The 25,572-nt window shown below is 63.7% G+C and carries 22 protein-coding genes; 16 read left to right on the top strand and 6 right to left on the bottom strand.

Features of this window, described 5'->3' with window-relative positions; translation table 11 throughout:
* The first annotated feature begins 144 nt into the window (after window positions 1–144).
* The 10 genes from doeA to GRB80_RS09615 all read left to right on the top strand — a co-directional run bounded on the left by doeA (window position 145) and on the right by GRB80_RS09615 (window position 13,597).
* Complete coding sequence (gene doeA, locus GRB80_RS09660; protein WP_132042953.1) at window positions 145–1,344, top strand: ectoine hydrolase DoeA; 1,200 nt, start codon at window positions 145–147, stop codon at window positions 1,342–1,344.
* A gap of 148 nt (window positions 1,345–1,492) precedes the next feature.
* Complete coding sequence (gene doeB, locus GRB80_RS09655) at window positions 1,493–2,506, top strand: N(2)-acetyl-L-2,4-diaminobutanoate deacetylase DoeB (RefSeq protein WP_161423430.1); 1,014 nt, start codon at window positions 1,493–1,495, stop codon at window positions 2,504–2,506.
* Between the two features lie 16 nt (window positions 2,507–2,522).
* Entirely contained in the window at window positions 2,523–2,996 is a 474-nt protein-coding gene (locus tag GRB80_RS09650) for an Lrp/AsnC family transcriptional regulator (protein ID WP_132042957.1), read from the top strand.
* A 202-nt stretch (window positions 2,997–3,198) separates the two neighbouring features.
* A complete protein-coding gene (locus tag GRB80_RS09645; RefSeq protein ID WP_132042959.1) occupies window positions 3,199–4,068 on the top strand; it encodes a carbon-nitrogen hydrolase family protein in 870 nt (289 codons plus the stop codon).
* A gap of 35 nt (window positions 4,069–4,103) precedes the next feature.
* The gene (locus tag GRB80_RS09640) at window positions 4,104–5,576 is read left to right on the top strand and encodes a biotin carboxylase (protein WP_161423429.1); all 1,473 of its coding nucleotides are present in this window, start codon (window positions 4,104–4,106) and stop codon (window positions 5,574–5,576) included.
* 47 nt (window positions 5,577–5,623) lie between these two features.
* On the top strand, window positions 5,624–6,622 hold the full coding sequence (locus tag GRB80_RS09635) for a C45 family autoproteolytic acyltransferase/hydrolase (protein ID WP_237561958.1): 999 nt from the start codon (window positions 5,624–5,626) through the stop codon (window positions 6,620–6,622).
* Window positions 6,623–6,701: 79 nt separating this feature from the next.
* Entirely contained in the window at window positions 6,702–9,485 is a 2,784-nt protein-coding gene (locus GRB80_RS09630; protein WP_132042963.1) for an aminotransferase class I/II-fold pyridoxal phosphate-dependent enzyme, read from the top strand.
* 261 nt (window positions 9,486–9,746) lie between these two features.
* On the top strand, window positions 9,747–11,246 hold the full coding sequence (locus GRB80_RS09625) for an NAD-dependent succinate-semialdehyde dehydrogenase (protein WP_202597198.1): 1,500 nt from the start codon (window positions 9,747–9,749) through the stop codon (window positions 11,244–11,246).
* Between the two features lie 80 nt (window positions 11,247–11,326).
* The gene (locus GRB80_RS09620; RefSeq protein ID WP_161423428.1) at window positions 11,327–12,754 is read left to right on the top strand and encodes an aspartate aminotransferase family protein; all 1,428 of its coding nucleotides are present in this window, start codon (window positions 11,327–11,329) and stop codon (window positions 12,752–12,754) included.
* Between the two features lie 159 nt (window positions 12,755–12,913).
* Window positions 12,914–13,597, top strand: a complete 684-nt coding sequence (locus GRB80_RS09615; RefSeq protein ID WP_132042967.1) for a haloacid dehalogenase type II — start codon at window positions 12,914–12,916, stop codon at window positions 13,595–13,597.
* A 124-nt stretch (window positions 13,598–13,721) separates the two neighbouring features.
* Here the strand turns inward: GRB80_RS09615 and GRB80_RS09610 are convergent, their stop codons facing one another.
* Window positions 13,722–14,678: a sulfurtransferase gene (locus GRB80_RS09610; RefSeq protein WP_237561957.1), complete on the bottom strand. Its 957-nt coding sequence runs from the start codon at window positions 14,676–14,678 to the stop codon at window positions 13,722–13,724.
* A gap of 255 nt (window positions 14,679–14,933) precedes the next feature.
* On the opposite strand from GRB80_RS09610, the gene GRB80_RS09605 reads away from it, so the two are divergent.
* The 3 genes from GRB80_RS09605 to GRB80_RS09595 all read left to right on the top strand — a co-directional run bounded on the left by GRB80_RS09605 (window position 14,934) and on the right by GRB80_RS09595 (window position 18,442).
* Window positions 14,934–17,291, top strand: coding sequence for an amylase (locus tag GRB80_RS09605; protein WP_161423427.1), 2,358 nt, complete (start codon window positions 14,934–14,936; stop codon window positions 17,289–17,291).
* Between the two features lie 111 nt (window positions 17,292–17,402).
* Window positions 17,403–17,747 carry a hypothetical protein gene (locus GRB80_RS09600; RefSeq protein WP_132042971.1) on the top strand — a complete coding sequence of 115 codons (345 nt, stop codon included), beginning with the start codon at window positions 17,403–17,405 and terminating at the stop codon, window positions 17,745–17,747.
* Between the two features lie 74 nt (window positions 17,748–17,821).
* Complete coding sequence (locus tag GRB80_RS09595; RefSeq protein ID WP_161423426.1) at window positions 17,822–18,442, top strand: DinB family protein; 621 nt, start codon at window positions 17,822–17,824, stop codon at window positions 18,440–18,442.
* A gap of 264 nt (window positions 18,443–18,706) precedes the next feature.
* Here GRB80_RS09595 and GRB80_RS09590 read toward each other — a convergent pair whose 3' ends face one another.
* Both GRB80_RS09590 and GRB80_RS09585 read right to left on the bottom strand, forming a co-directional pair.
* Window positions 18,707–18,889: a zf-HC2 domain-containing protein gene (locus GRB80_RS09590; protein ID WP_272922936.1), complete on the bottom strand. Its 183-nt coding sequence runs from the start codon at window positions 18,887–18,889 to the stop codon at window positions 18,707–18,709.
* Between the two features lie 2 nt (window positions 18,890–18,891).
* Entirely contained in the window at window positions 18,892–19,506 is a 615-nt protein-coding gene (locus GRB80_RS09585) for a sigma-70 family RNA polymerase sigma factor (protein ID WP_132042977.1), read from the bottom strand.
* Between the two features lie 230 nt (window positions 19,507–19,736).
* On the opposite strand from GRB80_RS09585, the gene GRB80_RS09580 reads away from it, so the two are divergent.
* On the top strand, window positions 19,737–20,510 hold the full coding sequence (locus GRB80_RS09580; RefSeq protein ID WP_161423425.1) for a C40 family peptidase: 774 nt from the start codon (window positions 19,737–19,739) through the stop codon (window positions 20,508–20,510).
* Here the strand turns inward: GRB80_RS09580 and GRB80_RS09575 are convergent.
* Together GRB80_RS09575 and GRB80_RS09570 are read right to left on the bottom strand one after the other, a co-directional pair.
* Window positions 20,471–21,085, bottom strand: a complete 615-nt coding sequence (locus tag GRB80_RS09575) for a TIGR04282 family arsenosugar biosynthesis glycosyltransferase (RefSeq protein ID WP_237561956.1) — start codon at window positions 21,083–21,085, stop codon at window positions 20,471–20,473. The two genes, GRB80_RS09580 and GRB80_RS09575, sit on opposite strands and share 40 nt — an antisense overlap.
* Window positions 21,086–21,116: 31 nt before the next feature.
* Complete coding sequence (locus tag GRB80_RS09570; RefSeq protein ID WP_237561955.1) at window positions 21,117–21,806, bottom strand: TIGR04283 family arsenosugar biosynthesis glycosyltransferase; 690 nt, start codon at window positions 21,804–21,806, stop codon at window positions 21,117–21,119.
* A gap of 121 nt (window positions 21,807–21,927) precedes the next feature.
* On the opposite strand from GRB80_RS09570, the gene GRB80_RS09565 reads away from it, so the two are divergent.
* On the top strand, window positions 21,928–24,123 hold the full coding sequence (locus GRB80_RS09565; RefSeq protein WP_161423422.1) for an FAD-dependent oxidoreductase: 2,196 nt from the start codon (window positions 21,928–21,930) through the stop codon (window positions 24,121–24,123).
* A complete protein-coding gene (locus GRB80_RS09560; RefSeq protein WP_161423421.1) occupies window positions 24,116–24,955 on the top strand; it encodes a sterol desaturase family protein in 840 nt (279 codons plus the stop codon). Before GRB80_RS09565 ends, GRB80_RS09560 begins: the two co-directional genes overlap by 8 nt.
* Here the strand turns inward: GRB80_RS09560 and GRB80_RS09555 are convergent.
* The gene (locus GRB80_RS09555; protein WP_161423420.1) at window positions 24,942–25,571 is read right to left on the bottom strand and encodes an ATP-binding cassette domain-containing protein; all 630 of its coding nucleotides are present in this window, start codon (window positions 25,569–25,571) and stop codon (window positions 24,942–24,944) included. The two genes, GRB80_RS09560 and GRB80_RS09555, sit on opposite strands and share 14 nt — an antisense overlap.
* Window position 25,572: the final 1 nt, after the last annotated feature.

Genomic DNA, 25,572 nt, shown 5'->3' with positions numbered 1-25,572 from the left:
CATGCTATGGGGCACCCTCCACTGTCAGGTGCGACTGTGCGACCCGAAATCGTTCAGGCATCTCGTCAGTGATCATGACCCTGGCCCGGCCTTCTCCTCGTCGAGAGGGCCGATTTTCTTGACGTTGCTTTGGCGAGTGGCCCAATGACCCAGGTAAACCTGCCCTTCACTCGAGAGGAATATGCCACCCGGCTGTGGAAGGTGCGTGCCGAGATGGCCGGTCGAGGCATCGATGTGCTGATCGTCAGTGACCCCTCCAACATGGCCTGGCTGACGGGCTATGACGGCTGGTCATTCTATGTGCATCAGTGCGTGCTGGTCGGACTCGAGGGCGAACCGGTATGGTATGGCCGTCGTATGGATGCCAACGGGGCTCTGCGCACCTGCTGGATCGATGCGGACAACATTACCTACTATCCGGACTACTATGTTCAGAATCCGGACATGCACCCCATGGAGTATCTGGCCCAGTCGATCATGCCCGATCGTGGCTGGCACGAGGGGGTGGTGGGCATGGAGATGGATAACTACTACTTCTCCGCCAAGGCCTATCAGAGCCTGCTGCGCGAGCTGCCCCACGCGCGCTTCATGGATGCCAATGGTCTGGTCAACTGGTGCCGTGCCATCAAGTCGCCCCAGGAGGTCGAGTACATGCGGGTGGCGGCGAAGATCGTCGAGGGCATGCACTCGCGTATCCTCGAGGTGATCGAGCCGGGGCTACCGAAGAGCAAGCTGGTCTCGGAGATCTACCGGGTGGCCATCGAGGGGTACCGAGATGAGCATGGTCGGGTATTCGGCGGTGACTATCCGGCCATCGTGCCGATGCTGCCCACTGGCCAGGATGCCGCCGCACCACACCTGACCTGGGACGATACGCCCTTTCGCAAGGGCGAGGGTACCTTTTTCGAGATCGCCGGGGTCTACAAGCGCTATCATGCGCCGATGTCGCGGACGGTCTTTCTGGGCAAGCCTCCGACGGAGTTCGTGCGTGCCGAATCGGCGCTGCTTGAGGGCATCGAGAGTGGACTCGAGGTGGCCAGGCCCGGCAATCGCACCGCGGACATCGCCATGGCGCTGGGTGCGGCCATGGACAAGTACGGCTTCGACCGCGGCGGAGCGCGCTGTGGCTATCCCATCGGCATCAGCTACCCGCCGGACTGGGGCGAGCGGACCATGAGTCTGCGCCCCTCCGACGAGACCATTCTGCAGCCGGGCATGACCTTCCACTTCATGCCTGGCCTGTGGGAGGACGACTGGGGCCTGGAGATCACCGAGAGCATCCTGATCACCGAGAGCGGCTGCGAGACCCTGGCCAACTTCCCGCGCCAGCTCTTTGTGCGTTGAGAAGGCAGGAAGCTTGACCAGCTTCGACATGTACGAGGGGCGCTGGGGGGCAGATCGTAGAGGGAATTAAGAATCTGCCGCCAGATCAGCCTCGAGTGACACCAAGGCCACCATGCCTGTGCCATATGCGAACAAGGAGTTGTAAACCATGACCAAGCGTCCCAGCCCCATCAGCGCCACCGTCGACTTCGACGCCGACGGCGTCCAGCACGGCTTTCTCAAGCTGCCCATCTCGGTGGACGACTCCGCCTGGGGGGCGGTGATGATCCCGGTTACCGTGATCAAGAACGGCGAGGGCCCCACGGCGCTGCTGACCGGCGGCAACCACGGTGACGAGTACGAGGGCATCACCTCGCTGCTCAAGCTGTCGAGCGCGCTCGAGGCCGAGGAGGTCAACGGCCGGGTCATCATCGTGCCATGCATGAACCAGCCGGCGGTGATGGCCGGCAAGCGAACTTCCGGCCTCGATGGTGGCAACCTCAATCGCAGCTTCCCCGGTGACCCGGATGGCAGCGTGACCGAGAAGATCGCCGACTACTTCACTCGGGTGATGGTGCCGATGAGCGATGTGGTGCTCGACCTGCACTCCGGTGGGCGCACCCTGGACATCATCCCCTTCGGAGCCTCTCACGTGCTGGATGACCCCGAGCAGCAGCGCAAGGCCCAGGAGGGTGCCAAGGCCTTCGGTGCGCCCTATGCCATGATCATGTTCGAACTCGACGCCGCCGCGCTGTTCGATACCGCGGTGGAGAGCCAGGGCAAGATCTTCGTGGCGACAGAACTGGGCGGCGGCGGCACCTCCACCCCGGAGAGCCTGGCCATCACCGAGCGCGGTGTGCGCAACTTTCTGGTCCACTATGGCCTGCTGGAAGGGGAGGTGGAGATGCCCGCCGAGCCTCAGGTCTATCTCGATATGCCCGATGCCAGCTGCTACGTACAGAGCGAGCATAGCGGTGTGCTGGAGCTCTGCTTTGCCCTGGGCGAGCGGGTCGAAAAGGGCGAGGTGGTGGCACGTGTCTACGACATGACGCGCAGCGGTACCGCACCGGTAGAGTATTACGCCGGCCGCAGCGGTGTACTGGCGGCGCGGCGCCACCCGGCGCTGGTCAACATGGGCGATACCATTGCGGTGATCGCCGATATCGTCGACTCCCTGGATTGAGGCGGCCAGCATCACGATGAAACTTGACCGTTATGATCTGAAGATTCTCGAGATCCTCTCTCGCGATGGGCGCATCACCAAGTCCCGGCTGGCCGAGGCGATCAATCTCTCGGTCAGCCCCTGTTGGGAGCGCGTGCGACGGCTGGAGAAGACCGGCATCATCGAGGGTTACAGCGCTCGCATCAATGCCGAGGCACTGGTGAGACGCACGCCTGTGTGGGTTCAGGTGGAGCTTAAGGCACATAACGCTGCGAGCTTCGCCCGCTTCGAGGCACTGGTGCATGCCACGCCCGAGGTGACCGAGTGCGTGGCGGTGGGCGGTGGCGTCGACTACCTGATCAAGGTCGAGGCCGACTCCATCGACGCCTATCAGCGTCTGATCGATGGCTGGCTGACTGGCGATGCCGGCATCGAGCGTTACTTCACCTATATTGTCACCAAGGCGGTCAAGCGTCCTGTTCCCGGAGATTGCCTCAAGGATCTTGGCTGAGCGATGCCTCGGCCGAACGCTTATTCGGCTGAACGAGATGTTTGCGTTGATGTTACATCGGTATATGTGTCATAAGCTGCTACCAGAAGGGTGAGCAGAGCTCACTCGGCCGGGCGATTCTGCCGGCATGCCACCGACGGTGCCAGTACGTGTTTGAATATGCCCCGGAAGTGATCAAAATCGCCTGAAGCAGAGAGATCTTATGACCTATTTCACGATCGCAGGGGTACAGATGCATGCCCTGCACCATGGTGACAATACCGAGGCCATGCGCCACCGGATTGACATGCTGATGAGCCGCTTTCCGCAGGTACAGATGGTTCTCTTCAGCGAGCTGATGCCCTTGGGGGCGTCGCCGCACCATGCGCAACCGATGCCTAGCGCGGCCGAGGCGTTGTTCTGCCAGGTCGCCGAGCAGCATCGTATCTGGCTGATTCCTGGCTCGATGTTTGAGCAGACCGAAAATGGCATCTTCAACACCCTCTCGGTGATCAACCCCCACGGCCAGGTAGTGGCGCGCTTTCGCAAGATGTTTCCCTTCCGTCCCTACGAGGCGGGCGTCGAGAGCGGCGCCGAGTTCGTGACCTTCGATGTGCCCAACGTGGCTCGCTTCGGAGTCTCGATCTGCTACGACATGTGGTTCCCCGAGACCACCCGCACGCTGGCTGCCATGGGGGCCGAAGTCATCCTGCATCCGACCATGACCGATACCATCGATCGTGACATCGAGCTGTCCATCGCCCGCACCAATGCGGCGGTCAACCAGTGCTACTTCTTCGATATCAATGGTGCCGGCGTCCTCGGCAACGGCCGCTCCATCGTGGTGGGACCTTCCGGCGACGTCATTCATCAGGCGGGCACCGGTGAGGAAGTCATGCCCATCGAAGTCGACATCAGCCGAGTGCGTCGCGAGCGTGAGACCGGACTGCGTGGCCTGGGCCAACCGTTGAAGAGTTTCCGTGACCGTACGGTCGACTTCTCACTGTATCGTAGTGAGACTGGTTCTAGCCCGTACCTCGACACCCTGGGCCCGCTGGCCAAGCCGGTGCGAGCCGATATCGAGGAGTATTAATCCCACGCCTTCCCCACAACGATGGAGCGATCACGATGAGCAAAATAACAACTATTGCCGACGTACGCCGCCACTTCCTCAATAACAAGGAACCGATCTACTTCATTTCGGCCACCAACTTCAACTTGCTGGGGGTTGGCGACTGGGTGGGCAACTTTCGCCATATCAACTACATCGACTGTTTTGAGGGCCAGCAGCGTAACGTCTTCGTGCCCAAGGAGAAGTTCCCACGCGACTTCGAGAGCATCGAGGACATCAACAACTACCTCCTCGAGCACAAGGAGGTCATCGACTTCATCCAGTCCCGTGCCCAGGGGGAGAATGCCGGCGTAGCGGCTTTCCTGATGTTCGACGAGCACACCGAAGAGATCTGCGAGCAGCTCGGCCTCAAGGTGGCGTTCCCGCCGGCCCAGCTGCGCTCGCGCATGGACAACAAGATCGAGACCGTGCGCATCGGCAACAAGGCTGGCGTGCCCAGCGTGCCCAACGTGCTGGCCCGGGTGGGCAGCTACCAGGAGCTCTGCGAGGTGAGCCGGGAGCTCGGCGACGACCTGGTGGTGCAGACCGCCTTCGGCGACTCCGGTCACACTACCTTCTTCATCACCAACGAAGACGACTACTACAAGCACGCCGAGGAGATCGAGGCCGAGTCCGAGGTCAAGATCATGAAGCGCATCAACTGTCGTGGCTCGGCCATCGAGGCCTGTGCCACCCGCTGCGGCACCGTGGTCGGCCCACTGATGACCGAGCTGGTTGGCTTCAAGACGCTGACGCCCTACAAGGGCGGCTGGTGTGGCAACGAGATGTTCGCCGGCGCCTTCGATCAGTCGGTACGCGACAAGGCCCGGGAGTACACTTTCCAGTTCGGAGAGGCGCTGCGCGAGGAGGGGTATCGCGGCTACTTCGAGCTCGACTTCCTGATCGACATGGACAACGGCGAGGTCTATCTCGGTGAGCTCAACCCACGTGTCACCGGCGCCAGCTCGCTGACCAATGTGGCGGCTTTCGCTCACTCCGATATCCCGCTGTTCCTGTTCCACCTGCTGGAGTTCTCCGACGTCGATTTCGATCTCGATATCAACGAGATCAACGAGCGCTGGGCGCATCCCGAAAGCGTGGACAGCTGGAGCCAGCTGGTCATCAAGCACACCGACGAAAGCGTCGATCTGCTGACCCGGGCGCCACGCACCGGGGTCTGGAAAATGGCCAGTGACGGCAGCATTGACTATGACCACTACAACTATCACCCCCACGCCGCCGAAGATGAAAGTGAGGGCTTCTTCCTGCGCATCAGTGGAGCGGGGGATTTCCGCTACGAGGGCGCAGACCTCGGCATCCTGATCACCCGTGGACGCCTGATGGATGACGACTTCCAGCTTACTGAACGCGCCAAGGCTTGGATCGACGGTATCCATGGTGAGTACGCCGGGCAGTCGCTGCAGGATCCGGTGGTGGAGGAGGTGGCCGTCAGCCATGCCGTCGGCGGCGGCAACTTCAAGATCCTGTGAATACTGGGATCGGTTCCCCTTCGTCGCGGGAGGCGCTGTCGGGCGACATGAACAAGATGCTCGATTTTCGGACCGTACGCGAGGAGACGGCAGGCCCTCGTTGGCAGGCGCTGTTTGGCCACCACTGGCCGGCTTACGAGCAGTGGTACCTGAGCGAAGGGGAGCGTGAGCGGCCTGGCTACCTCGCCTGTTACAACGCGCTGCGAAAGTACATGCCAGAGCTTCTCGATACCTATCGCATGCTCTGTGAGCTGGCCGGTGGTGGTGATCTCGCCGCGCGCTTTCTGAGTCTTTACCAGCCGCCGCCGTACATCACCGGCTGCTCTCAGGCGGTGCTGGCGAGCCCCGCGTCGACGCTGCTGGCGCGCAATTACGACTATCCCCCGGAGCTCTGTGAAGGAACCATCCTCTACACCCGCTGGAACGCGCGGAGGGTAATCGCCATGTCCGACTGCCTGTGGGGTGTGCTGGACGGCATGAATGATCGGGGACTCGCCGTGTCGCTGGCCTTCGGCGGCAGCAAGGCCGTGGGCCAGGGCTTCGGCGCGCCGATCATCCTTCGCTACCTGTTGGAGTTCTGCGATAGCGTACCCGAGGCGTCCGACGTACTGGCGCGCATTCCCACCCACATGGCCTACAACATCACCGTGGCCGACGCCGCCGGTCGTTACGTCACGGCGATGATCGGCCCGGACCGCCCTGCCAGCATCCGGCGGGTGCCGGTGGCGACCAATCACCAGAAGAAGATCGAATGGTACGCCCACGCCCTGGCCTCGGAGACATTGATCCGTGAGCGCCAGCTGTCGATCCTGGTGGCCGACGAGGCTACCACCGAGGATCGGCTGATCGCTGCCTTCGCATCACCGCCGCTGTTCCGCCATGACTATCGCCGCGGCCTGGGGACCGTCTATACCGCTATCTATCGACCCATGACGGGGCGCGCGCAGTTTCACTGGCCCGGCCTGACCCTCGAGCTGGGCTTCGACCACTTCCCCGAGGAGCGAATCACCGTGCGCTATGGTGCGCGAGGCTTGTATGCCGGCTGATCCCGGCCCGTTACCCGTCGCTTCGTCGCTTCGTCGCAGCGCCGCGTGACAATAACAACGAACATGGATGGGTGTTGCCATGCAAGAGTTGACGCAAACCGAGACGCCCTACACGGCTCTGGGCTTCTACCACAAGATTTCCCAGCTGCGTGCCGATACCTGGAATGCGCTGAAGCGCGACCTGGGTATGCTGGTGCGCCTGAATGACGAGGGTCGGGCCAAGAACCTGATCAAGGCGATAGACGTCAAGTTGACGCGGCTCGAGATCATCGAGGACTACCATGCCTTTCCTTCCAAGGAGGACTTTCGTCACCTCTGGGCGCTGTTCGACCGCGAGGAGTACGGGCTTCTGGAGAAGGTGGTCAAGCGCCTGGTGCGGGCACTGATCAGTGAGTCCTATCGGCGCCGTCATGTCGACCTCTCCGAGACCGATGCCGACGCCGAGGAGCTTGAGACTCTGGATGCCCTGGCGCAGCTGCGGCGTGGCCACCCCGCCTCCAACAGCTCGGCCCAACCCTACTTCGAGCTGCTGATCGTCGACAACCTCTCGGCCCCGGAGGAGGAGGTGGTCCGTGAGGCCTTCCACAGCATGCGTCGCCCCGAGGATCGCTTCGTCTATGACGTGGTCACGGTAAGAAGCTTCGAGGATGCGCTGATCGCGGTGCTGGTCAATCCCAACATCCAGGCCTGCCTGATCCGCTACGAGTTTCCCTACAAGTCGAAGTACAACCTTAGCGCCCTGCGCAGCTATCTCGAAGGGCTCTCCGAGCAGTCTCTGGAGCAGCAGTCCGAGGCCGAACGCAGCATCCTGCTCAGCTCGATGATCCACGAGCTGCGTCCCGAGATCGATCAGTTTCTGGTCACCAGCGGCGATGTTGAGGCCACGGCCAGTCGCGACATCCGTCACTTCAATCGGATCTTCTACCGTGAGACGGACTACATCGAGCAGCACCATACCATCCTGCGGGCCATCGACAATCGCTACCGCACGCCCTTCTTCGACGCCCTGCGCGAGTACAGCAAGAAGCCGACCGGGGTCTTCCATGCCATGCCCATCTCCAGGGGCAAGTCGGTCACCCGCTCGCACTGGGCCGGGCAGATGATCGACTTCTACGGCATCAACATCTTCCTCGCCGAGACCTCGGCAACCTCCGGTGGGCTCGACTCCCTGCTGCAGCCCTACGGGCCGATCAAGAAGGCCCAGGAATACGCCGCCAGGGCCTTCGGAGCACGCCAGACCTTCTTCGTCACCAATGGTACCTCCACCGCCAACAAGATCGTGGTCCAGGCGCTGGTCAAGCCTCGGGACATCGTGCTGATCGATCGCGACTGCCACAAGTCGCATCACTACGGCATGGTGCTGGCCGGTGCTCACGTCAGCTACCTCGACTCCTATCCCCTCAACGATTACTCGATGTATGGAGCCGTGCCGCTGCACGAGATAAAGAAGACGTTACTCGGCTACAAGCGCTCGGGCCAGCTCGACAAGGTCAAGATGCTGCTGCTCACCAACTGCACCTTCGACGGCGTGGTCTACAACGTGCGGCGGGTGATGGAGGAGTGCCTGGCGATCAAGCCTGACCTGGTCTTCCTGTGGGACGAGGCCTGGTTCGCCTTCGCCGGCTTCAACCCGACCTATCGGCCGCGCACGGCCATGCACGCCGCCCGCACCCTGCGTGATCGCTACCGCAGCGCCGCCTATCGCGAGGAGTATGACGCCTGGAAGGCCGAGTTCGATGGCCTCGATCCCGACGACGATGCCACCTGGCTCGAGCGGCGCCTGAAGCCCGACCCCGATGCGGTGCGCATCCGCGCCTATGCCACCCACTCCACCCACAAGACCCTGACGTCACTGCGTCAGGGCTCGATGATTCATGTCTGGGATCAGGACTATCGACAGAAGGTCGAGGCACCGTTCCACGAGGCCTACATGACCCATACCTCGACTTCTCCGAACTACCAGATCATCGCCTCGCTGGATGTGGGTCGCATGCAGGCCGAGATGGAAGGATTCGAGCTGGTACATGCCCAGGTCGAGGCAGCGCTGTCACTGCGCGAACAGCTCTATACGCATCCGCTACTGCAGAAATACTTCCGAGTGCTGATCAACAGGGACATGGTGCCGCTGGAGTACCGCGAGTCGGGCGTAGAGACCTTCTATGATCCGGCCACCGGCTGGAACAAGATGGAGGAGGCCTGGGCCAACGATGAGTTTGTGGTCGATCCCAGCCGTATCACCATCGCCATCGGCGCCACGGGCATCGACGGCGACACCTTCAAGAACGAATACCTGATGAACAAGTACGGCATACAGATCAACAAGACTTCGCGCAATACCGTGCTGTTCATGACCAATATCGGCACCTCGAGGGGAGCTATTGCCTATCTGCTTGATGTCCTGATCAAACTGGCCAAGGAGTTCGAGTACCGTTGGGAGGAGAGTAGTCGACCCGAGCGCAAGATCATCGAGAACCGTGTCCACTCGCTGACCTGTGAGCTACCGCCCCTGCCGGACTTCAGTCGCTTCCACAATGCCTTCCGGCCGGCGGCTGATAACCACACGCCGGAGGGTGATATTCGTCGCGCCTACTTCCTGAGCTACGATGATGAGAATACCGAGTACCTGCGCTTCGACAACGGCGAGTTGCAGGCCCAGATGCATGATGGCCGCGACGTGGTCTCGGCGAGCTTCGTGATTCCCTATCCACCGGGTTTTCCGGTGCTGGTGCCTGGGCAGGTGATCAGCGCGGAGATCCTCCACTTCCTGCAGGCCCTGGATGTGACCGAGATTCATGGTTACCGGCCCGAGCTCGGGCTGCTGGTATTCACCGAAGAGGCCTTGAGCAATCCGTCGCCAGGCTGAATCCCGGGGCGACAGAAAAAAGGCCATCTTCCTGGTCAAAGACAAAAAAACTCTTATCTTTCTCGCCGGTTAACGAAAACTCCCGTTCTGTACTCTCCTTTATCATGACTCCATCGAGCCGCACCGAATGCAACCGGGCGGCTCGCTCGTTTCAATACTGTTTCGGTGCCTAGCGCCGGACTTTTTTCGGCGCCCAGAGCCGCGCCGGACTTCGTAATATCGCCGGTGCCATCCACGCCGGTGAGTCAGGGGAGGTGTCGCATGAACATGAAGCTGTCCGGGTCGTTATCCACCATGCTCGAGGATCCGCGTCTGTTCCGTCAGTACGCCTATGTCGATGGCAGGTGGACCCACGGCAATGGGGGCCGCGAGGAAGTGGTTCAGGATCCCGCCACCGGCGAGGTCATCGGTCATATTCCCTGGCTCGAGGCAGACCAGATCTGTATGGCGGTGGATGCTGCCGAGGCAGCCTTTGCACACTGGCGTGCCCTGCGTGTCGATGAGCGCTGCGAGCGCCTGCTGGCGTGGTATGACCTGCTGCAGGCCAATCGTGAGGATCTGGCGACCATCATGACCCTGGAGCAGGGCAAGCCGTTGCCCGATGCCCGTGGCGAGGTGGAGTATGGAGCGAGCTTCGTGCGCTGGTTTGCCGAAGAGGGCAAGCGTACCTTCGGCGAGACGATCCCGAGCCATATTCCCAATGCGGCCCTGGGCACCATCAAGGAGCCGGTGGGCATCGCCGCACTGATCACGCCGTGGAACTTTCCGCTGGCGATGATCACTCGCAAGGCCGCCGCTGCACTGGCGGCCGGTTGCACGGTAATCGTCAAGCCCGCCGGTGAGACGCCGTACTCGGCGCTGGCGCTGGCGGAGCTGGCCGAGCGCGCCGGTATCCCGGCCGGTGTCTTCAATGTGGTGCTGGGCGAGCCCGCCGAGGTCTCGAAGATCCTGTGTGCGGAGGAGCGCGTCAAGGCGGTCTCCTTCACCGGCTCCACCCGGGTCGGCCGTCTGCTGCTCGAACAGAGCGCCAATACCGTCAAGCGGGTGTCCCTTGAGCTGGGGGGCAATGCGCCCTTTATCGTCGGGCCCGACATGGACCCACGGGAGGCGGCCCTCGCCGCGGTGGCGGCCAAGTTTCAGACCGCCGGCCAGGACTGCCTCGCCGCCGATCGCATCCTGGTCCATGAGTCGATTCATGATGAGTTCGTCGAGCACTTCGCCGAGCGCATGGCGGCACTGACCGTAGGCAATGGCCTGGATAGTGAGGTGGACCTGGGGCCGCTGATCCATCGGCAGGCCGTCGAGAAAGCCGCCGGCATCGTCGAGGATGCCCTGGCCAAGGGCGCCACCCTGGTGGCCGGCGACCAGCAGGAGGCGCCGGGGGAGAACTTCTTCATGCCGGTACTGCTCACCGGGGTGACCCGCGACATGAAAGTCTGGAATGAAGAGACCTTCGCGCCGGTGGCCGGGATCACTGCCTATGAGGATGACGACCAGGTGATCGAGATGGCCAACGACACCGAGTATGGCCTGGCGGCTTATCTCTATACCTACGATATTCGCCGTATCTGGAAATTGATGCGCGCCCTGGAGTACGGCATGGTCGCGGTGAACTCGGTGAAGATGACCGGCCCGCCGGTGCCCTTCGGCGGCATCAAGCAGTCGGGCCTGGGTCGTGAAGGCGGTGTGACAGGCATCGATGAGTATCTCGATACCAAGTACTACTGCCTCGGCGCCCTGGGCTCCGTGTCAGGGAGCTAGCTTCCAAGTTCCTGTAGTTGAAATCGATAAACATCCTCCCTGGCGGGGCGCCGGGGAGTCTTCCAACGAGAGAGAATGCAATGAACCAGCAGCACCAGGACCTGATCGACCGCGACCGCAAGGTGACCTTCCACGCCTCCTCTCACCTGCGCGACTTCGCCCATGGCAATGCACCGGGCCGTGTGATCACCGGTGGACAGGGCATCACCATCCGCGACAAGGATGGACGTGAATTCATCGACGGCTTCGCCGGACTCTACTGTGTCAATATCGGCTATGGACGCACCGAGGTGGCCGAGGCGATCTACCAGCAGGCTCTGGAGCTCTCCTACTATCACACCTATGTAGGGCACTCGAACGAGCCGCAGATCGCGCTCTCCGAGAAGATCATCGAGCTCGCCGGGCCCGGCATGTCCAAGGTCTATTACGGCCTGGGTGGCAGCGATGCCAACGAGACCCAGCTCAAGATCGTGCGTTACTACAACAACGTGCTGGGACGTCCGCAGAAGAAGAAGGTGATCTCTCGCCAGCGGGGCTATCACGGTTCGGGCCTGGCCACGGGTTCGCTGACCGGCCTCAAGGCGTTTCACGACCAGTTCGACCTGCCGCTCGAGGGTATCCTGCATACCGAGGCGCCTTACTACTATCATCGCGGTGCCGAGCAGCAGGGCATGAGCGAGCGCGAGTTCTCGGCCCACTGCGCGGCCAGGCTCGAGGAGATGATCCTGGCCGAGGGGCCCGATACCGTGGCGGCCTTTATCGGCGAGCCGGTACTCGGGACCGGTGGCATCGTGCCGCCGCCGGAAGGCTACTGGGAGGCGATCCAGGCGGTACTGAACCGCTACGATATCCTGCTGATCGCCGACGAGGTGGTGTGTGGCTTCGGTCGCATCGGTGCCGACTTCGGCAGCCATCACTACGCCATCAAGCCGGACCTGATGACCGTGGCCAAGGGCCTGACCAGCGCCTACCAGCCGCTCTCCGGGGTGATCGTCGGGGATCGTGTGTGGCAGGTGCTGGAGCAGGGCACCGGCGAGTACGGCCCGATCGGCCATGGCTGGACCTACTCCGGTCATGCCCTGGGCTGTGCCGCGGCGCTGGCCAACCTCGAGATCATCGCGCGCGAGAAGCTGACCGAGAATGCCGCCGAGACCGGTGCCTACCTGCAGCGGGCCATGGCAGATGCCTTCGGCGATCACCCCATCGTCGGCGATGTGCGTGGCGTCGGCATGCTGGCGGCGCTGGAGTTCTCCGCCAATCCAGAGAAGCGAGAGCACTTCGACCCGGGCTTGAAGGTGGGGGCGCGTATCTCCGCCGCCGCCCTCGAGGAGAACCTGATCGCCCGTGCCATGCCGCAGGGTGACATTCTCGGCTTTGCTCCGCCGCTGATCGCCACCCGTGATCAGGTCGATGAGATCGTCGCGCGCACCCGCCGGGCGGTTGATCGGGTCACCGATGAGCTGGTGCGTGAGGGCGCGCTCAAGGCGCTGACGGCACCGGTTGCCTGATCGGTCATGTGAACTGCCCGGCCCCGTGAGGGCCACCTCGTCGCCGCGGGCCCGTCCCGCGGCGACGTCGTTGATGGCAGTGCATTAAATGGCGCTTGCCTTGCCCGCTGTGCTGGCACACCCTCGGGAGGACCGATTCGTACAGAAGGAGCGCTTTCCATGGCACAGGTCCTCGCCTTCGATGTCTACGGCACCTTGATCGACACCCACGGCGTCGCCACCGAGCTGGAGCAACGCCTCGGCGCGCTGGGCAAGGCGGCGCTGGCTCCGGAGTTTTCGCGCCGCTGGCGGGAGAAGCAGCTGGAGTACAGCTTTCGTCGCGGGCTGATGGGGGGCTATGTGCCCTTCAGTCAGTGTACCGAGGAAGCCCTGGTATTCACCGACCGCTCCCTGCAGGCGGGGCTCTCCGAGGCGGATCGTGACCACCTGATGCAGGTCTATGCCCAGCTTCCGGCCTTCGCCGATGTCGCCGGCGCCTTGCGTCGCCTCGGCGAGGCGGGCGTTACCTGCGTGGCCTTCTCCAATGGCACCACTCAGGCGGTGGAGGGACTGCTGGCGAAGGCCGGTATCCGCGACCACTTCGAGGCGGTAATCAGCGTGGATGAGGTCAAGCGTTTCAAGCCGGACCCGGCGGTCTATGCCCACCTCCGCCATCGACTCGAGAGTGAGCCGAGTGACACCTGGCTGATCTCCAGCAACCCCTTCGACGTGATCGGTGCTCGTCATGCCGGCCTGCATGCGGCCTGGGTGCGGCGCAGCGCCGAGGCCCCGTTCGATCCCTGGGGCATCGATCCGGACCTGACCGTCGGTGACCTGGAGACCCTGGCCGAACGCCTCGCCTGAACGTGGATGCGCAGCGGCCCCGCGGCGGAGACCTGCGGCGGGGCCTAGAGGGAGTAGTGGATACCCTCGCGATAGTGTCGCGATAGTGTCGCGATAGTGTCGAGGTAGTGTCGAGGGTGGTGGGTCAGTCGAGCGCCTCGCCAACGGTAATGGTGCCGCGCTCGGCCAACTGCAGCGGGCGTGCATCGTCCTGAGTCCACTCGGCCATGGAGCCATCATACATGGCCACCTGTTCCAGACCGCCGACCTCGCTGAGCTGGAACCAGCCGCTGGCGGCCCAGTGGCCGGTGTTGCAGAAGGCCACGGTGGGGGCCTCCGGGTCCAGGCCGAGTGCCTCGATGTTGGCCATGAGGCGCGCGGGGTCGAGGTAGTAGGCGCCATCACGCTCGATCAGGGCGGCGTGGTGAGGCAGATTCACGGCGCCGGGAATCGTGCCGGGGGCACGTGCCGCCGGTGATTGGGTCTTGCCGGTGTAGAAGTCCTCCGGGCGGGCATCCACCAGCGCCTCGCCGGCCTCGATGGCCGCTTCCACCTCCTCGGTGGTCGCCAGGAGCGCCTCCTGCAGGCTGGCCTCGAAGGTAGTGGCCTCGGGGGCGTCATGGGTGCCGCTGGCGACCTCGAAGTTCTGGGCCTGCCAGCCGGCGAAGCCGCCGTTGAGTACCGCTACCTCATCGTGGCCCAGTGCCTTGAAGGTCCAGTAGACCCGTGCGGCACTGCCGAAGTCGGTGGCCCCGGTGCCGGCCGAGACGACGACCACGGTGTCGTCATTGTCGATGCCCAGCTCGCCGATCAGGGTCTCGAGCGCTTCGATATCGGGCATCAGGCCCGCGACGCCGTCGCGACTCTCGCGCCAGCCGGCGTCGGTGTAGTTGGAGTAGCGGCTACCCGGGATGCGGGCCTCCTCGAAGGAGGCGCGATCGCCACCGTTGTCGATACTGGAGCGAACATCCAGTACCACCAGGTCATCGTTGTCCAGCTGGTCGCTCAGCCATTCGGCGTCGACCAGGGGAGAGGGGAGCTGGGCATGGGCGTGACCGGCCATGGCCAGCGTGCCGGCGGCGATCAGGAGTCGAGTCCACATGGAGGGTACCTCGTCGTCGGAAAGGGGCTGCCTCCATGCTGCAACGATCCGGCGCTCCTTCGCCAAGAATGCTTGTCGACACTACTATTCCCAATGGGTATATCGACCCGATGCACGGCGACTCTCTTGCGAAGACCTCATCCCTCGAAGGCGACAGCCAGCGATCGTGTTGCTATTCCTGTAAGGAGTGTGAATTCGCCACGACCAAGTCAGCAGCAATCCAGGACTACCGACTGGTGCAGAGGAGACCCGAGCATGCCCCAGCACTCCACGACCCGGCACTTCTGGTTGAGTGGCCAGCGCGCCGCCGAGCAGGATCGCTTCTTTCGCGAAGCTCTCGAGACCCAGGGATGGGTGGAGGGCGACGAGACGACCTGGGATGCGGGTTGGGTGACCGGCATGCCGGCGCCGAGTCAGTTTCGTCGGGTGTCGGCGCACCGCAAGCTCAATCACTTTCCCGGCAATGCCGCCTTGACGGTCAAGAGTCGCCTGCATGAGAGCCTTTCCAGCATGAAGGCGAGAGTCGGTGAAGGCGTGGGTGACAACAAGGGGCATCCTCTGCTGTCACGCCTGAACTTCTTTCCCCACGCCTGGGTAATGCCCCATGACTATCATGCCCTGCAGCGGGCGGCCCTGGCGGAGCCGGAAAGACGCTGGATTCTCAAGCCCACCAATGCCTCCAAGGGCAAGGGGGTGAGGGTGCTGCGTGACGCCGCCGAGGCCCCTCCCAGCCCGAACTGGCTGGTCCAGGAGTATCTGGATCGCCCCCACACCATCCGCGGGCACAAGTATGTACTGCGTCTCTATGTGTTGATCAGCTCACTGACCCCGTTGAGGCTCTATCTCTACCATCAGGGGTTCGCCAAGCTGGCTTCCGAACCGTGGGATCCCGACGACGCCGACAACCCCTACAGCCAGCTCACCAATCCCGATATCAACGCCCTGAACACGCGTGTCGAGGTGCCGGTGGAGTTTATCGATCTCGCGCGTTATCGCGGCTGGCTGCGTGACCAGGGCCACGACGACGAGGCCCTCTTCGCGAAGATCGGGGATCTGGTAACCCTGACCGCCATCTCCGGTGTGGATGCCCTGCGCCGCCGCACCGCCGAGGCGGGTGCCGATCCGCGCGGCGGCTACGAGCTGCTGGGTCTCGACTGCATGATCGATGATGACCTCAAGCCGTGGATACTGGAGTGCAACCTGAGCCCGTCGCTGGGCACCTGCGCGGCGCCCGAGGATGGCGGTATCGCCGAGGAGCGCATCAAGGGGGAGCTGGTGCGTGACATGCTGCGGCTGGTGGGTATTGCCGGTGAGGCTCCGCCGGAGCCGGAGACTGACTCACCCTCGGCGCTGCTTGCCGAGGCCCGTGCCGAGGCGTCACGCGCCGGTGGTTTCAAGCGACTGCTGCCCTCGGCGAGCCCCGAGCGCTACCTGCCTTTCTTTTCGCTGCCATCGCTGGCGGATATGACGCTCGCCGAGGCGCTGGTCGGGCGTGCCATGCCCCGTCCACGCCTGGCTCGACGCCGGGTCATCGAGCTGCATGAGGCCGACAGCCTGGCCCTTTACGCCGCCGACACCGGAAGGCTCTATCGTCCCAATGATGCCGCGGCGCTGATCTGGCTGTTGGCGACCGAGGGGCTTGACCCCGATGCCATCGCCGAAGCCTTGCGGTCCGCCAGTACCGAACCGCCCGAGCCCATGGCACTGCGTCGCCAGGTGTGGCAAACCCTGGGGGAGTGGTGTCGTGATGGGCTGCTCTGCCAGACAGAGGCGGTTGTACAGGCCCCCTCGGCTCGAAGCGAGACGGCACAGACGGAGGTTGCCGCTGATGCCGAGCCGGCTGCCGTGAAGCTTCGCCATGATGGCCGAGCCTGGGCGCTGCGGATCGCCGATGCCGCGATCGAACAGCGCCTGGTCGAGGCGTTCGGTGCAGGGCTCGAACCCCTGCCACCGGAGGAGGCGGGGCAGCTGCCGTGGCTCTCGCTGCTTGCGGCCCCCGCCGGCTATGCGCTGGCCGAGGGCAGTCGTCTGGTGTCGAGTCGCCTGACGCTGGCGGAGGTGGTGCCGGCGCTCTCCACCCTGCTGCTGCGGCTGGCCGCACGCTCCGGCGAGCCGGTGCTTGACGTGGCCTGTTGGCAGCCACGGCCCGGGGAGATGATGTTGCTGGCCGTCGATGATGAGTCCTGTCGCGAGGCCCTGACGTCTTCGTTGGGAGAGGCGCTGAGCCGTGGTGTTAGGCTGACATTGCAGGACGACACCGTGCATGTCGAGCCCCTGGGGCTGCCCTTCACCGGCCGCGGGAAGATGTCGGATGATGGCAGCGCGGAACAGGGGGCCACGTCGCTGCGCCTGGTGACGCTGAAAACGAACCAGGATGACGCCTCCGCCGGGCTCCTGCCGCAGACTCGACTCGATGCCCTGGCGGCGCTGCTGCCGCGTTGCCACTCATGTGAAGGTGGCGTGCCCTCGGCCGACCTGATGGCACGCCTCGATTCGTGGCTCGAGGGGGTGTCGCGGCAAATAGTGTGCCTTTCCGAGGATGGTTCAGGACTTTTCGCCATGCTTCTCCAGTCAGGTGTCACCTCGGCCGGCAAGGCGTCGATCGAGGCATGAGTCGTTGGGCCGCCTGGCGGTCCAGCATGGCGAGGCGTCACTTACACGCTTCGTCACTCGATGGCAGGCGCAGTGCTGGCCTGCTACTGCAACCACGATGGAGGTCATGTCATGACTGAGATTGATAAGCAACGCCGGACCCTGATCGCACGGCTTGGTCGTCGGTTGGGCCATGCGGCACCTGCCCTGGCACTGGTTGCCAGCGGTGCCGCCATGCAGGCGGTGGCCGCAGAGCCCGATGAGGCCGTCTATACCAGTGGCCAGGAGGCGCCGCTGATGCTTGCCGAGGCCCATGCCGAAGGCGGTGCGGAAGCGGGTGCCGAGGCTGGCGCGCACGCCATGGATAAGGCGCAGGGTGAGGCCGAAGTCGAAGGAGAGGCGGAAGCTGAAGCGGAAGGAGAGGCGGAAGCCGAAGGGGAAGGAGAGGCAGAAGCCGAGGGGGAAGGCACCTATTGATGTCGAGCAACCGCTGCGCCGGCCTTCCGGGCCGGCGTGGTATCGATATCCCTCGGTAACCGAGAGGAGGGCACATGAACGAGACCCACTTGCGAGACTGTGTCGATAGAGTCGATAGACTGGTCGAGGAGAATCGCTGTAGCCTTCACCAGCTGGAGACCTTGCTGGTGGAGATCACTCCGCTAGCGTATCGACATGGCTTCGATGCCGAGGGTCGGCAGACCCTGGGGCGTCATGTACGCCATATCCTGGATCACTATCGGGCGCTGCTGGAGGGAATCGATGGCTCTTGTATCGACTATGAAGCGCGCGTCCGGGAGTCCGAGCTGGAGCAGGAACCGGCCGTGGCCCTAGAGTGGCTGGGCCAGATTCGTGCAAGGCTGACCATGCTAGGCGAGCACGCCTCCACGCCACTGCAGTTGAAATACCCGATCGATGAAGAGGGTGAAGCTCTCTTGTTGACCACCAGCCTGGCCCGTGAGTTGGCCTTTCTGACCAGCCACACCGTGCACCATATGGCGTTGCTTCGAGTTTTGGCACAGCAGCTCGGATTGAAACTGCCCGCCGATTTCGGTGTGCATCCCTCCACGCTGCGTCATTGGCGCCGGCAGGCCATGGAGGATAAAGACTCGCCAAGCGTATTGCATGGGAGCGATGCCTTGCGGAAGGTGAGAGGTTTCATGGATCTATCGTGACGGGTCAGGATTTCGCACACCTCCAATGTGAGTTTAATATCATATTGCTGTCGAGATAACAGGCCTGAAACGATACGTACGTGTTCCTGTTATACGTGAGGGCCTCGGACAGCCTGGGGACTCATTTGCAGGAGAAAAGTGCCATGAGAAAGTATCTGATCGGGGCGGCAATGAGCATGCTCGTGGCGATGCCGGTGATGGCGCAGGCGGAAGGCCGGTGAAGACAGAGGAGTGAGGCACCGGTGGGCCGTCAGCGCCCGTCGTCTACGGATCCACCTCATGGTCAATCCCGTAGCCCCTGCAGGCCTCATGAAGTAGCCTGAACTGCCTGTCACACTGCCTGCAGGCGCCGCACATCGACAGATGGAACCGAAGCGACATCCTTTCCTGAAAGGTAAGGCTGCGTTCGTGCTTGAGTGACATCAGCCGAGAGGCCTCTTTGCACATCATCATGCGGTTTCTCCTTCCAACCAGCCTTTCTCGATACATTGGCGTAGACGTAGCCGTGCACGGTGCAGAATCACCCAGCAGTTGCTTTCTCGAATCTCGAGCAGCCCACAGATCTCCTCGGTAGAGAGCCCCATCAGCTCGCGCAGCGAGAAGACCCGGGCAGTGTTTTCCGGCAGTGCGATCATGCAGGCGTCGAACACCCTCCAGAAGTGCTGGCTTTCGATGACGGCGTCAGGATCCCCCCAACTTGCCGGACGAGAATGGGCTTCCCAGCGCCCGTTTTTTCGAAACTGTCGATCGATGACCTCATCACTCTCCTCGTCATCGAGAGGCTGCAGGCGTCCCTGGCGCTTCTGGTAGCGCATGATGTCGAGAATCTTGTACTTCAATATTCCAAACACCCAGGTGTCATAGCCGGAACGACCCGCGAAGGTGGCATCCTTCTCGATAGCCGCCATCAGGGCTTCCTGAACGGCATCCTCTGCCATGGCATTGTCGCGCAGATGCATCCTGGCGAAAGAGACCAGCTTGGGTCTGATCGATGAAAGGCGTTCCAGGCGTATCGATCGTTGCTTGGCAAGCCTGTCACCCCCGCTCGCGGCCGGGTCTTCCATAAGGGTTGTCTCCAGTATCTGGGGAGAGCAGCGCAGGAAGTCCTGGTGCGCCCCTTTCGTCGCCGAACCGTGGGAACCATTACAGGATTTCGTCACCAGACTCTCATCGGCGGCACCACGCTCTGCTTGCAAGCCTCCTTCACGATGAGTGTAAGCCTACGTTGTCTCGAGCGACAAAAAACTAGCGTACTGGACGATACTGATCCATAGAGGCCGGTGTGGAGGGGGAGATGAAAGCCCTGGAGAGGTGTGGCTATCGCATTAGTTGCTGGCTGTCGAGGCCCAGGCCGTGGCATCGGCCCCAGTCGGCGACGGTTGGCGAGGTATGGAGCTGCCTGCTTCCCGGCGATGTCCTGCTGATCGAGGGGTCTTCACGCTTGAGCACCGTCATCAAGTACCTGACCCAGTCCTCCTGGTCCCATGCGGCCTTGTTTGTCGGCTCCGAGGCGGCGCTACGCGCCGGGGGCCACCCCGGAACCGCCTTCGTCGAGGCGGATCTGGCCGAGGGGGTCCGTCTGGTCGGGTACGATGAGTTCAGTGGCTATCCCTTGCGGATCTGCCGCCCCGTTGGCCTCGCCGATAACGACATCCAGCAACTGATCGAACATGCAACGCAGCGTGTCGGTCATCGCTATGATCTGCGTAATATCTTCGACCTGGCACGCTACCTGATGCCGCTCCCACCGGTGCCCGTCCCCTGGCGGCGTGGGATGCTGGCACTGGGTAGTGGTGACCCGACCCGTGCAATCTGTTCGACGCTGCTTGCCGAAGCGTTCCAGTTTATCAACTACCCCATTCTTCCCATCGAGGAGTGGCTGAGGGACGAGAAGCGCTGCGCCGAATGTCGTCGCCGCGTCTTTCGCCGCCGACACTTCAGCCTGTTTACGCCTCGCGATTTCGACCTGTCGCCCTATTTCCAGATCATCAAGCCGGGTCTCGGCGCAGGGTTCGACCCTCATCGGCTTCACTGGGCGTCATCCGATGGAGAAGGTGAGGTGGTGTAACGGCTGCGGGAAGCCTGTCGCCAGCGCCTCAGGTCATCGGGGCGGTCGACGTCCCAGACGGTGGCCGGGCAGGCCAGGCCCCAGCCCAGGGCATCCAGCCGCTGGCGGGTCTGGGTCATGACGCGCTCGCTACCCCAGTCGATATCGGTGAAAAGGCTGGGGTGGACCTCGTGAAGGCCGAGCAGTGCATAGCCCCCATCTTCTGCCGGCAGGCAGACGGCGTCGTGAGTCGCCAGTGCCTGGGTACAGGTGTGCAGCAGTTCGGGCGTCAGTGTCGGGCAGTCGCTGCCGATGACCATCGCCGGCCCCGGCGTCAGCGCGAATCGCATGCGCTCCCCCAGGTCGCCTTCGTTCTGTGCATGCCGGGCGATGCCATGTTTCGTCGCCAGCTCGAGAAACAGCGGGTGCTCATGCTCGAGGGCCGTCCACAGCGTGATCCGCTTCGCCGGCAGGGCCGCACAGGCCACGGCCAGGGTGTGGCGCAGCAGGTCCGCATGGATCCGGGCGGCCTCTTCGGCACCGCAGCCCGGCATCAGGCGTGTCTTGACGCTTCCGGGAATCGGGGCCTTGGCCATGATGGTGAGCCTGACCCTGCCGGCTACCCCTTCAGCGCACATGTCGATACTCCCTGGCCAGTGTCTCGGGTGGGGCTCCTCGCCAGTATCGCCAGCGCAGTCGCCACATCAACCAGATGGTGCGCCAGGGGCCCTGACTGTCCCAGCGGCGACCGGAACTGGTCACTCTCGAGTGCAGGCAGGCCGGGGGAGAGAGTCGCCCGAGGCGACGACTGATGGCGATATCCTCCATCAGTGGCTGGTCGGGAAAGCCCCCTACGGCCTCGAAGGCGGCACGCGTCATGAACAGCGCCTGGTCGCCGGTAGCGATACCGGTCAGTCGCGAGCGCAGGTTCATGGCGCGTGCCACCATCGGCAGCAGTCGGCTATTACCCTCCAGGCGGATGTCGAACCTCCCCCAGCAGCGCTCCCGGGAGAGTGCCTGGCGGATATGGTGATCGGCACTGTCGGGCAGATGAGTGTCCGCATGCAGAAAGAGCAGGATCTCGCCACAGGCCGCCTCTGCCCCGCGGTTCATTTGTCGTGCTCGCCCGCCGGGGGCGTCGATCACCTCCTGGCAGTGAGGCCGGGCCAGTTCAGGGGTCCCATCCCGGCTGCCGCCATCGACCACGATCACCTCCGTGCCACCTTGGCGCAGGGGGGCAAGCCCGCGCAGGGTGGTCGTGATCGTTGCGGCCTCATTCAGCACGGGAATGATCAGGCTCAGGGGTGAACTGGGCATCGTCTCCATGGCCTTCATGGGAGTGAAGCGTAAGGATACCGTACCACCGACGACTCAATTTCAGGTTTTTGTTTCTCGCCTTTCCTTTATTCTCTTGTCCTTTCAGGCCCGAGGAGGCCCGATGCGTTCACGTCGACTGCTGTTGCTCGCGCTGATCGTCGTCCTGGTGGTGGCGTTCTTTCTCTCCGGCGCCAATGATTACCTGACCCTGGAGGTACTGCAGGCCGAGCAGGCGCGCTTTCATGCCTGGCTGTCGCGAGAGCCGGTAACGGTGATCGGTGGCTTCTTCCTTCTCTATGTCGCGATGGCGGCGCTCTCCCTGCCGGGGGCGGCCCTGATGACGGTGCTCAGCGGTACCCTGTTCGGCCTGGGCTGGGGGCTGCTGCTGGTCTCCTTTGCCAGTACCATCGGGGCGACCCTGGCGGCCCTGATCGCGCGTACCCTGCTGCGCGCACCACTGGAGCGGCGCTATGCCCACCAGCTGGAGCGCATCAATGCCGGTATTCGACGCGAGGGTGCCCTCTACCTCTTTACCCTGCGCTTGATTCCGCTGTTTCCCTTCTTCGTGATCAACCTGGTGGTGGGCCTGACGCGCATGCGGCTGACCACCTTCTACTGGGTCAGTCAGCTGGGCATGCTGCCGGGCACCGTGGTGTTCGTGAATGCCGGCAGTGAGCTGGCCGACCTGGAGTCACTGGGCGATATCCTGTCACCCTCGTTGCTGCTCTCCTTCGTGCTGATCGGACTCTTTCCCTGGCTTGCCAGGGGCATGGTGGCGCTGGTTCGGCGCCGTGCCCTGGTCCATCGCTACGGGCGTCCGGGCAGGTTCGACCGTGACATCGTGGTGATCGGCGCGGGCGCGGCGGGGCTGGTGGCCAGTTACATCGGCGCCGCCGTGCGCGCTCGAGTGACCCTGGTGGAGCGGGAGCGGATGGGGGGCGATTGCCTCAATACCGGCTGCGTGCCCTCCAAGGCGCTGATTCGCGCGGCACGCTCGGTCCGGGAGATAAGGCGAGCGGCGCGCTATGGCGTCCGGGTAGCGGAACCCAGCGTGGATTTTGCGGCGGTGATGACCCATGTTCGGGGCGCCATCGAGAGCATCGAGCCCCACGACAGTCCCGAGCGTTATCGTGGCCTGGGTGTGGATGTGCTCGAGGGCGATGCGCGGCTGACGAGCCCCTGGGAAGTCAGGGTGGAGACGCCCGAGGGGGAGCGTACCCTGACCACACGACATGTGATCATCGCCAGTGGTGCGCGACCGCGGGTGCCCGAGCTGCCCGGCATCGAGACGGTGAAGGTGCTGACATCCGATAATCTGTGGCAGCTCGATACGCTGCCCGAGCGCCTGGTGGTGCTGGGGGGTGGCCCGATTGGCTGTGAGCTGGGGCAGAGTCTTGCCATGCTGGGCAGCCGGGTGACTCTGGTGGAGTCTGCCGATCAGCTCCTGCCCCGCGAGGATGCGGAGGTGGCCAGGGAACTTGAGGCCGCCATGGAGGAGGAGGGGGTGCAGCTGCTGCTGGGGCACCGGGCGCTGCGCCTCGTCGCCGACGGCGAGAGTCATGCCCTCGAGGTGGCCGATACTGATGGCAACATCTCACGTCAGCCTCTAACCCATCTGCTGGTGGCCGTGGGCCGCGAAGCCAATGTGAGCGGCATGGGCCTCGAGGCGCTGGGAGTCGATACCCGGCAGAACGGCACCCTGGAGGTGGACGAGACGCTGCGTAGCGTGCTGCCGAATGTCTGGGCCTGTGGCGATGTGGTGGGGCCTTACCAGCTGACGCATGCCGGTGCCCATCAGGCCTGGCACGCCAGCGTCAATGCCCTGTTCGGAGAGGTCAGGCGCTTTCGGGTCAGCTACCAGGCGTTGCCGGCGGTCACCTTTACCTCACCGGAGATCGCGCGGGTCGGGCTCAATGAGCGCGAGGCTAGCGCCAGGAGCCTCGATGTCGAGGTAACCCGCTATTCGCTGGGTGAGCTGGATCGCGCCCTGGCCGAAGATGAGGCCCGGGGGTTCGTCAAGGTGCTGACTCGCCCCGGTAGCGACCGCATCCTGGGGGCTACCATCGTCGGTGCCGAGGCCGGAGAGATGCTGGCGACCTTCACCCTGGCGATGACCCGCGGGATCGGCCTCAACCGTCTGCTCTCCACCATCCACCCGTACCCCACCCGCAGTGAAGCGGTGAAGGCCACCGCCGGGGTGTGGAAGCATGCCCATAAACCGGAGCGCCTGCTGGGGTGGCTGGCGCGCTACTTTGCCTGGCGGCGCGGAGAACGCGAACCGGTCAATGGTCGATGCAAGGAGTCGCTTGATGCCTGAGGGCCTGCTGCAACATGAGCCCTGGCTGCGGTTGGTGGCCTTCGCCGGCGTGTTGATGGCGATGGCCAGCTGGGAGCTGGTGGCCTCGCGTCGCCAGCAGCGAGTGTCCCGGCGGCGTCGCTGGCCCGCCAACCTGCTGATTGTGGTGGTCGACACCCTGGCGCTGCGTCTGGTCTTTCCGTTGGCGGCGGTGGGCGTGGCGCTGGCCATCGCGCCCCATGGCTGGGGAGTGATGCCCTGGCTGGGGGTGCCCTGGTGGCTGTCGGTGCCGCTCTGTGTGCTGGCCCTGGATGTCGTCATCTATGTCCAGCATCGCCTCTTCCACGCCGTACCCTGGCTATGGCGATTGCACCGGATGCACCACGCCGACCCGGAGATCGATGTCACCACGGGTCTACGCTTTCACCCTCTGGAGATCCTGATCTCGATGCTGCTCAAGGGCGTGGCGGTGCTGGCGCTGGGGGCGCCGGCGGTGGCGGTGCTGCTCTTCGAGGTGATCCTCAACGCCAGCTCGCTGTTCAACCACGCCAATGTGCGCCTATCGCTGCGGCTTGACCGTTGGCTGCGCTGGCTGGTGGTGACGCCCGACATGCATCGGGTTCACCACTCCTGGCGTCAACATGAGACCGACAGCAACTTCAGCTTCAACCTCTCCTGGTGGGACCGCCTGTTCGGTACCTATCGCGCTCAGCCTGAGGAGGGGCACCTGGGCATGACGATCGGCCTCGAAGTCTTCCGGGACCCCCGCGAACTGCGCCTGGGCCATATGCTTACCCAACCCTTCCGCCGGCCGAAGCCACAGCCGGAGGGCAAGCCAGTCAGCCGAGAGTGATCACCGGCCCGCCGGCGTTCTCGGCATCCTCGTGGTCGTGGGTCACCAACAGGCTGGGTAGGCCGGCGCGTCGCAGCCGGTCGAAGACCAGCTGGCGCACCTCGTGACGCAGCTGGCGGTCGAGCCTCGAGAAGGGCTCGTCGAGCAGCGCCGCGGCCGGCTCGGAGAGCAGCAGGCGCAGCAGCGCGATGCGCGCCTGCTGGCCACCGGAGAGGGTGGCCGGGTCACGGGGGCCGAAGCCCGCGAGGCCCACCTCATCCAGAGCCTGCTCGATGCAAGCGGTCCTGTGTTTTACTCCACGGGGCATGCCGAAGCGCAGGTTGCCAGCCACCGTGAGATGAGGAAACAGCAGGGGGTCCTGGAACAGCAGGCCGATGCCGCGGGTCTCGGCGGGCAGGGCGGTGATCTCGCGCGCCCCCAGCCATACCCGCCCCCGAGCCTCGAAGGCGGGATCGAGGAATCCGGCGATCATGGCCAGCAGCGTCGACTTGCCGGCGCCCGAGGGGCCCATCACGGTCAGCACCTCGCCGGGGCCGATGACGGCATCGATCTCCATCAGCGTCCGCCCCCCCAGGGCGAGCCGCACTTCGTCGAGGATCAGGGTGTGGGATGTCATC

The organism is Halomonas icarae, from assembly GCF_009901955.1.
Taxonomy (GTDB): Bacteria; Pseudomonadota; Gammaproteobacteria; order Pseudomonadales; family Halomonadaceae; genus Halomonas; species Halomonas icarae.
This window is presented reverse-complemented; position numbering and strand designations above follow the sequence as displayed.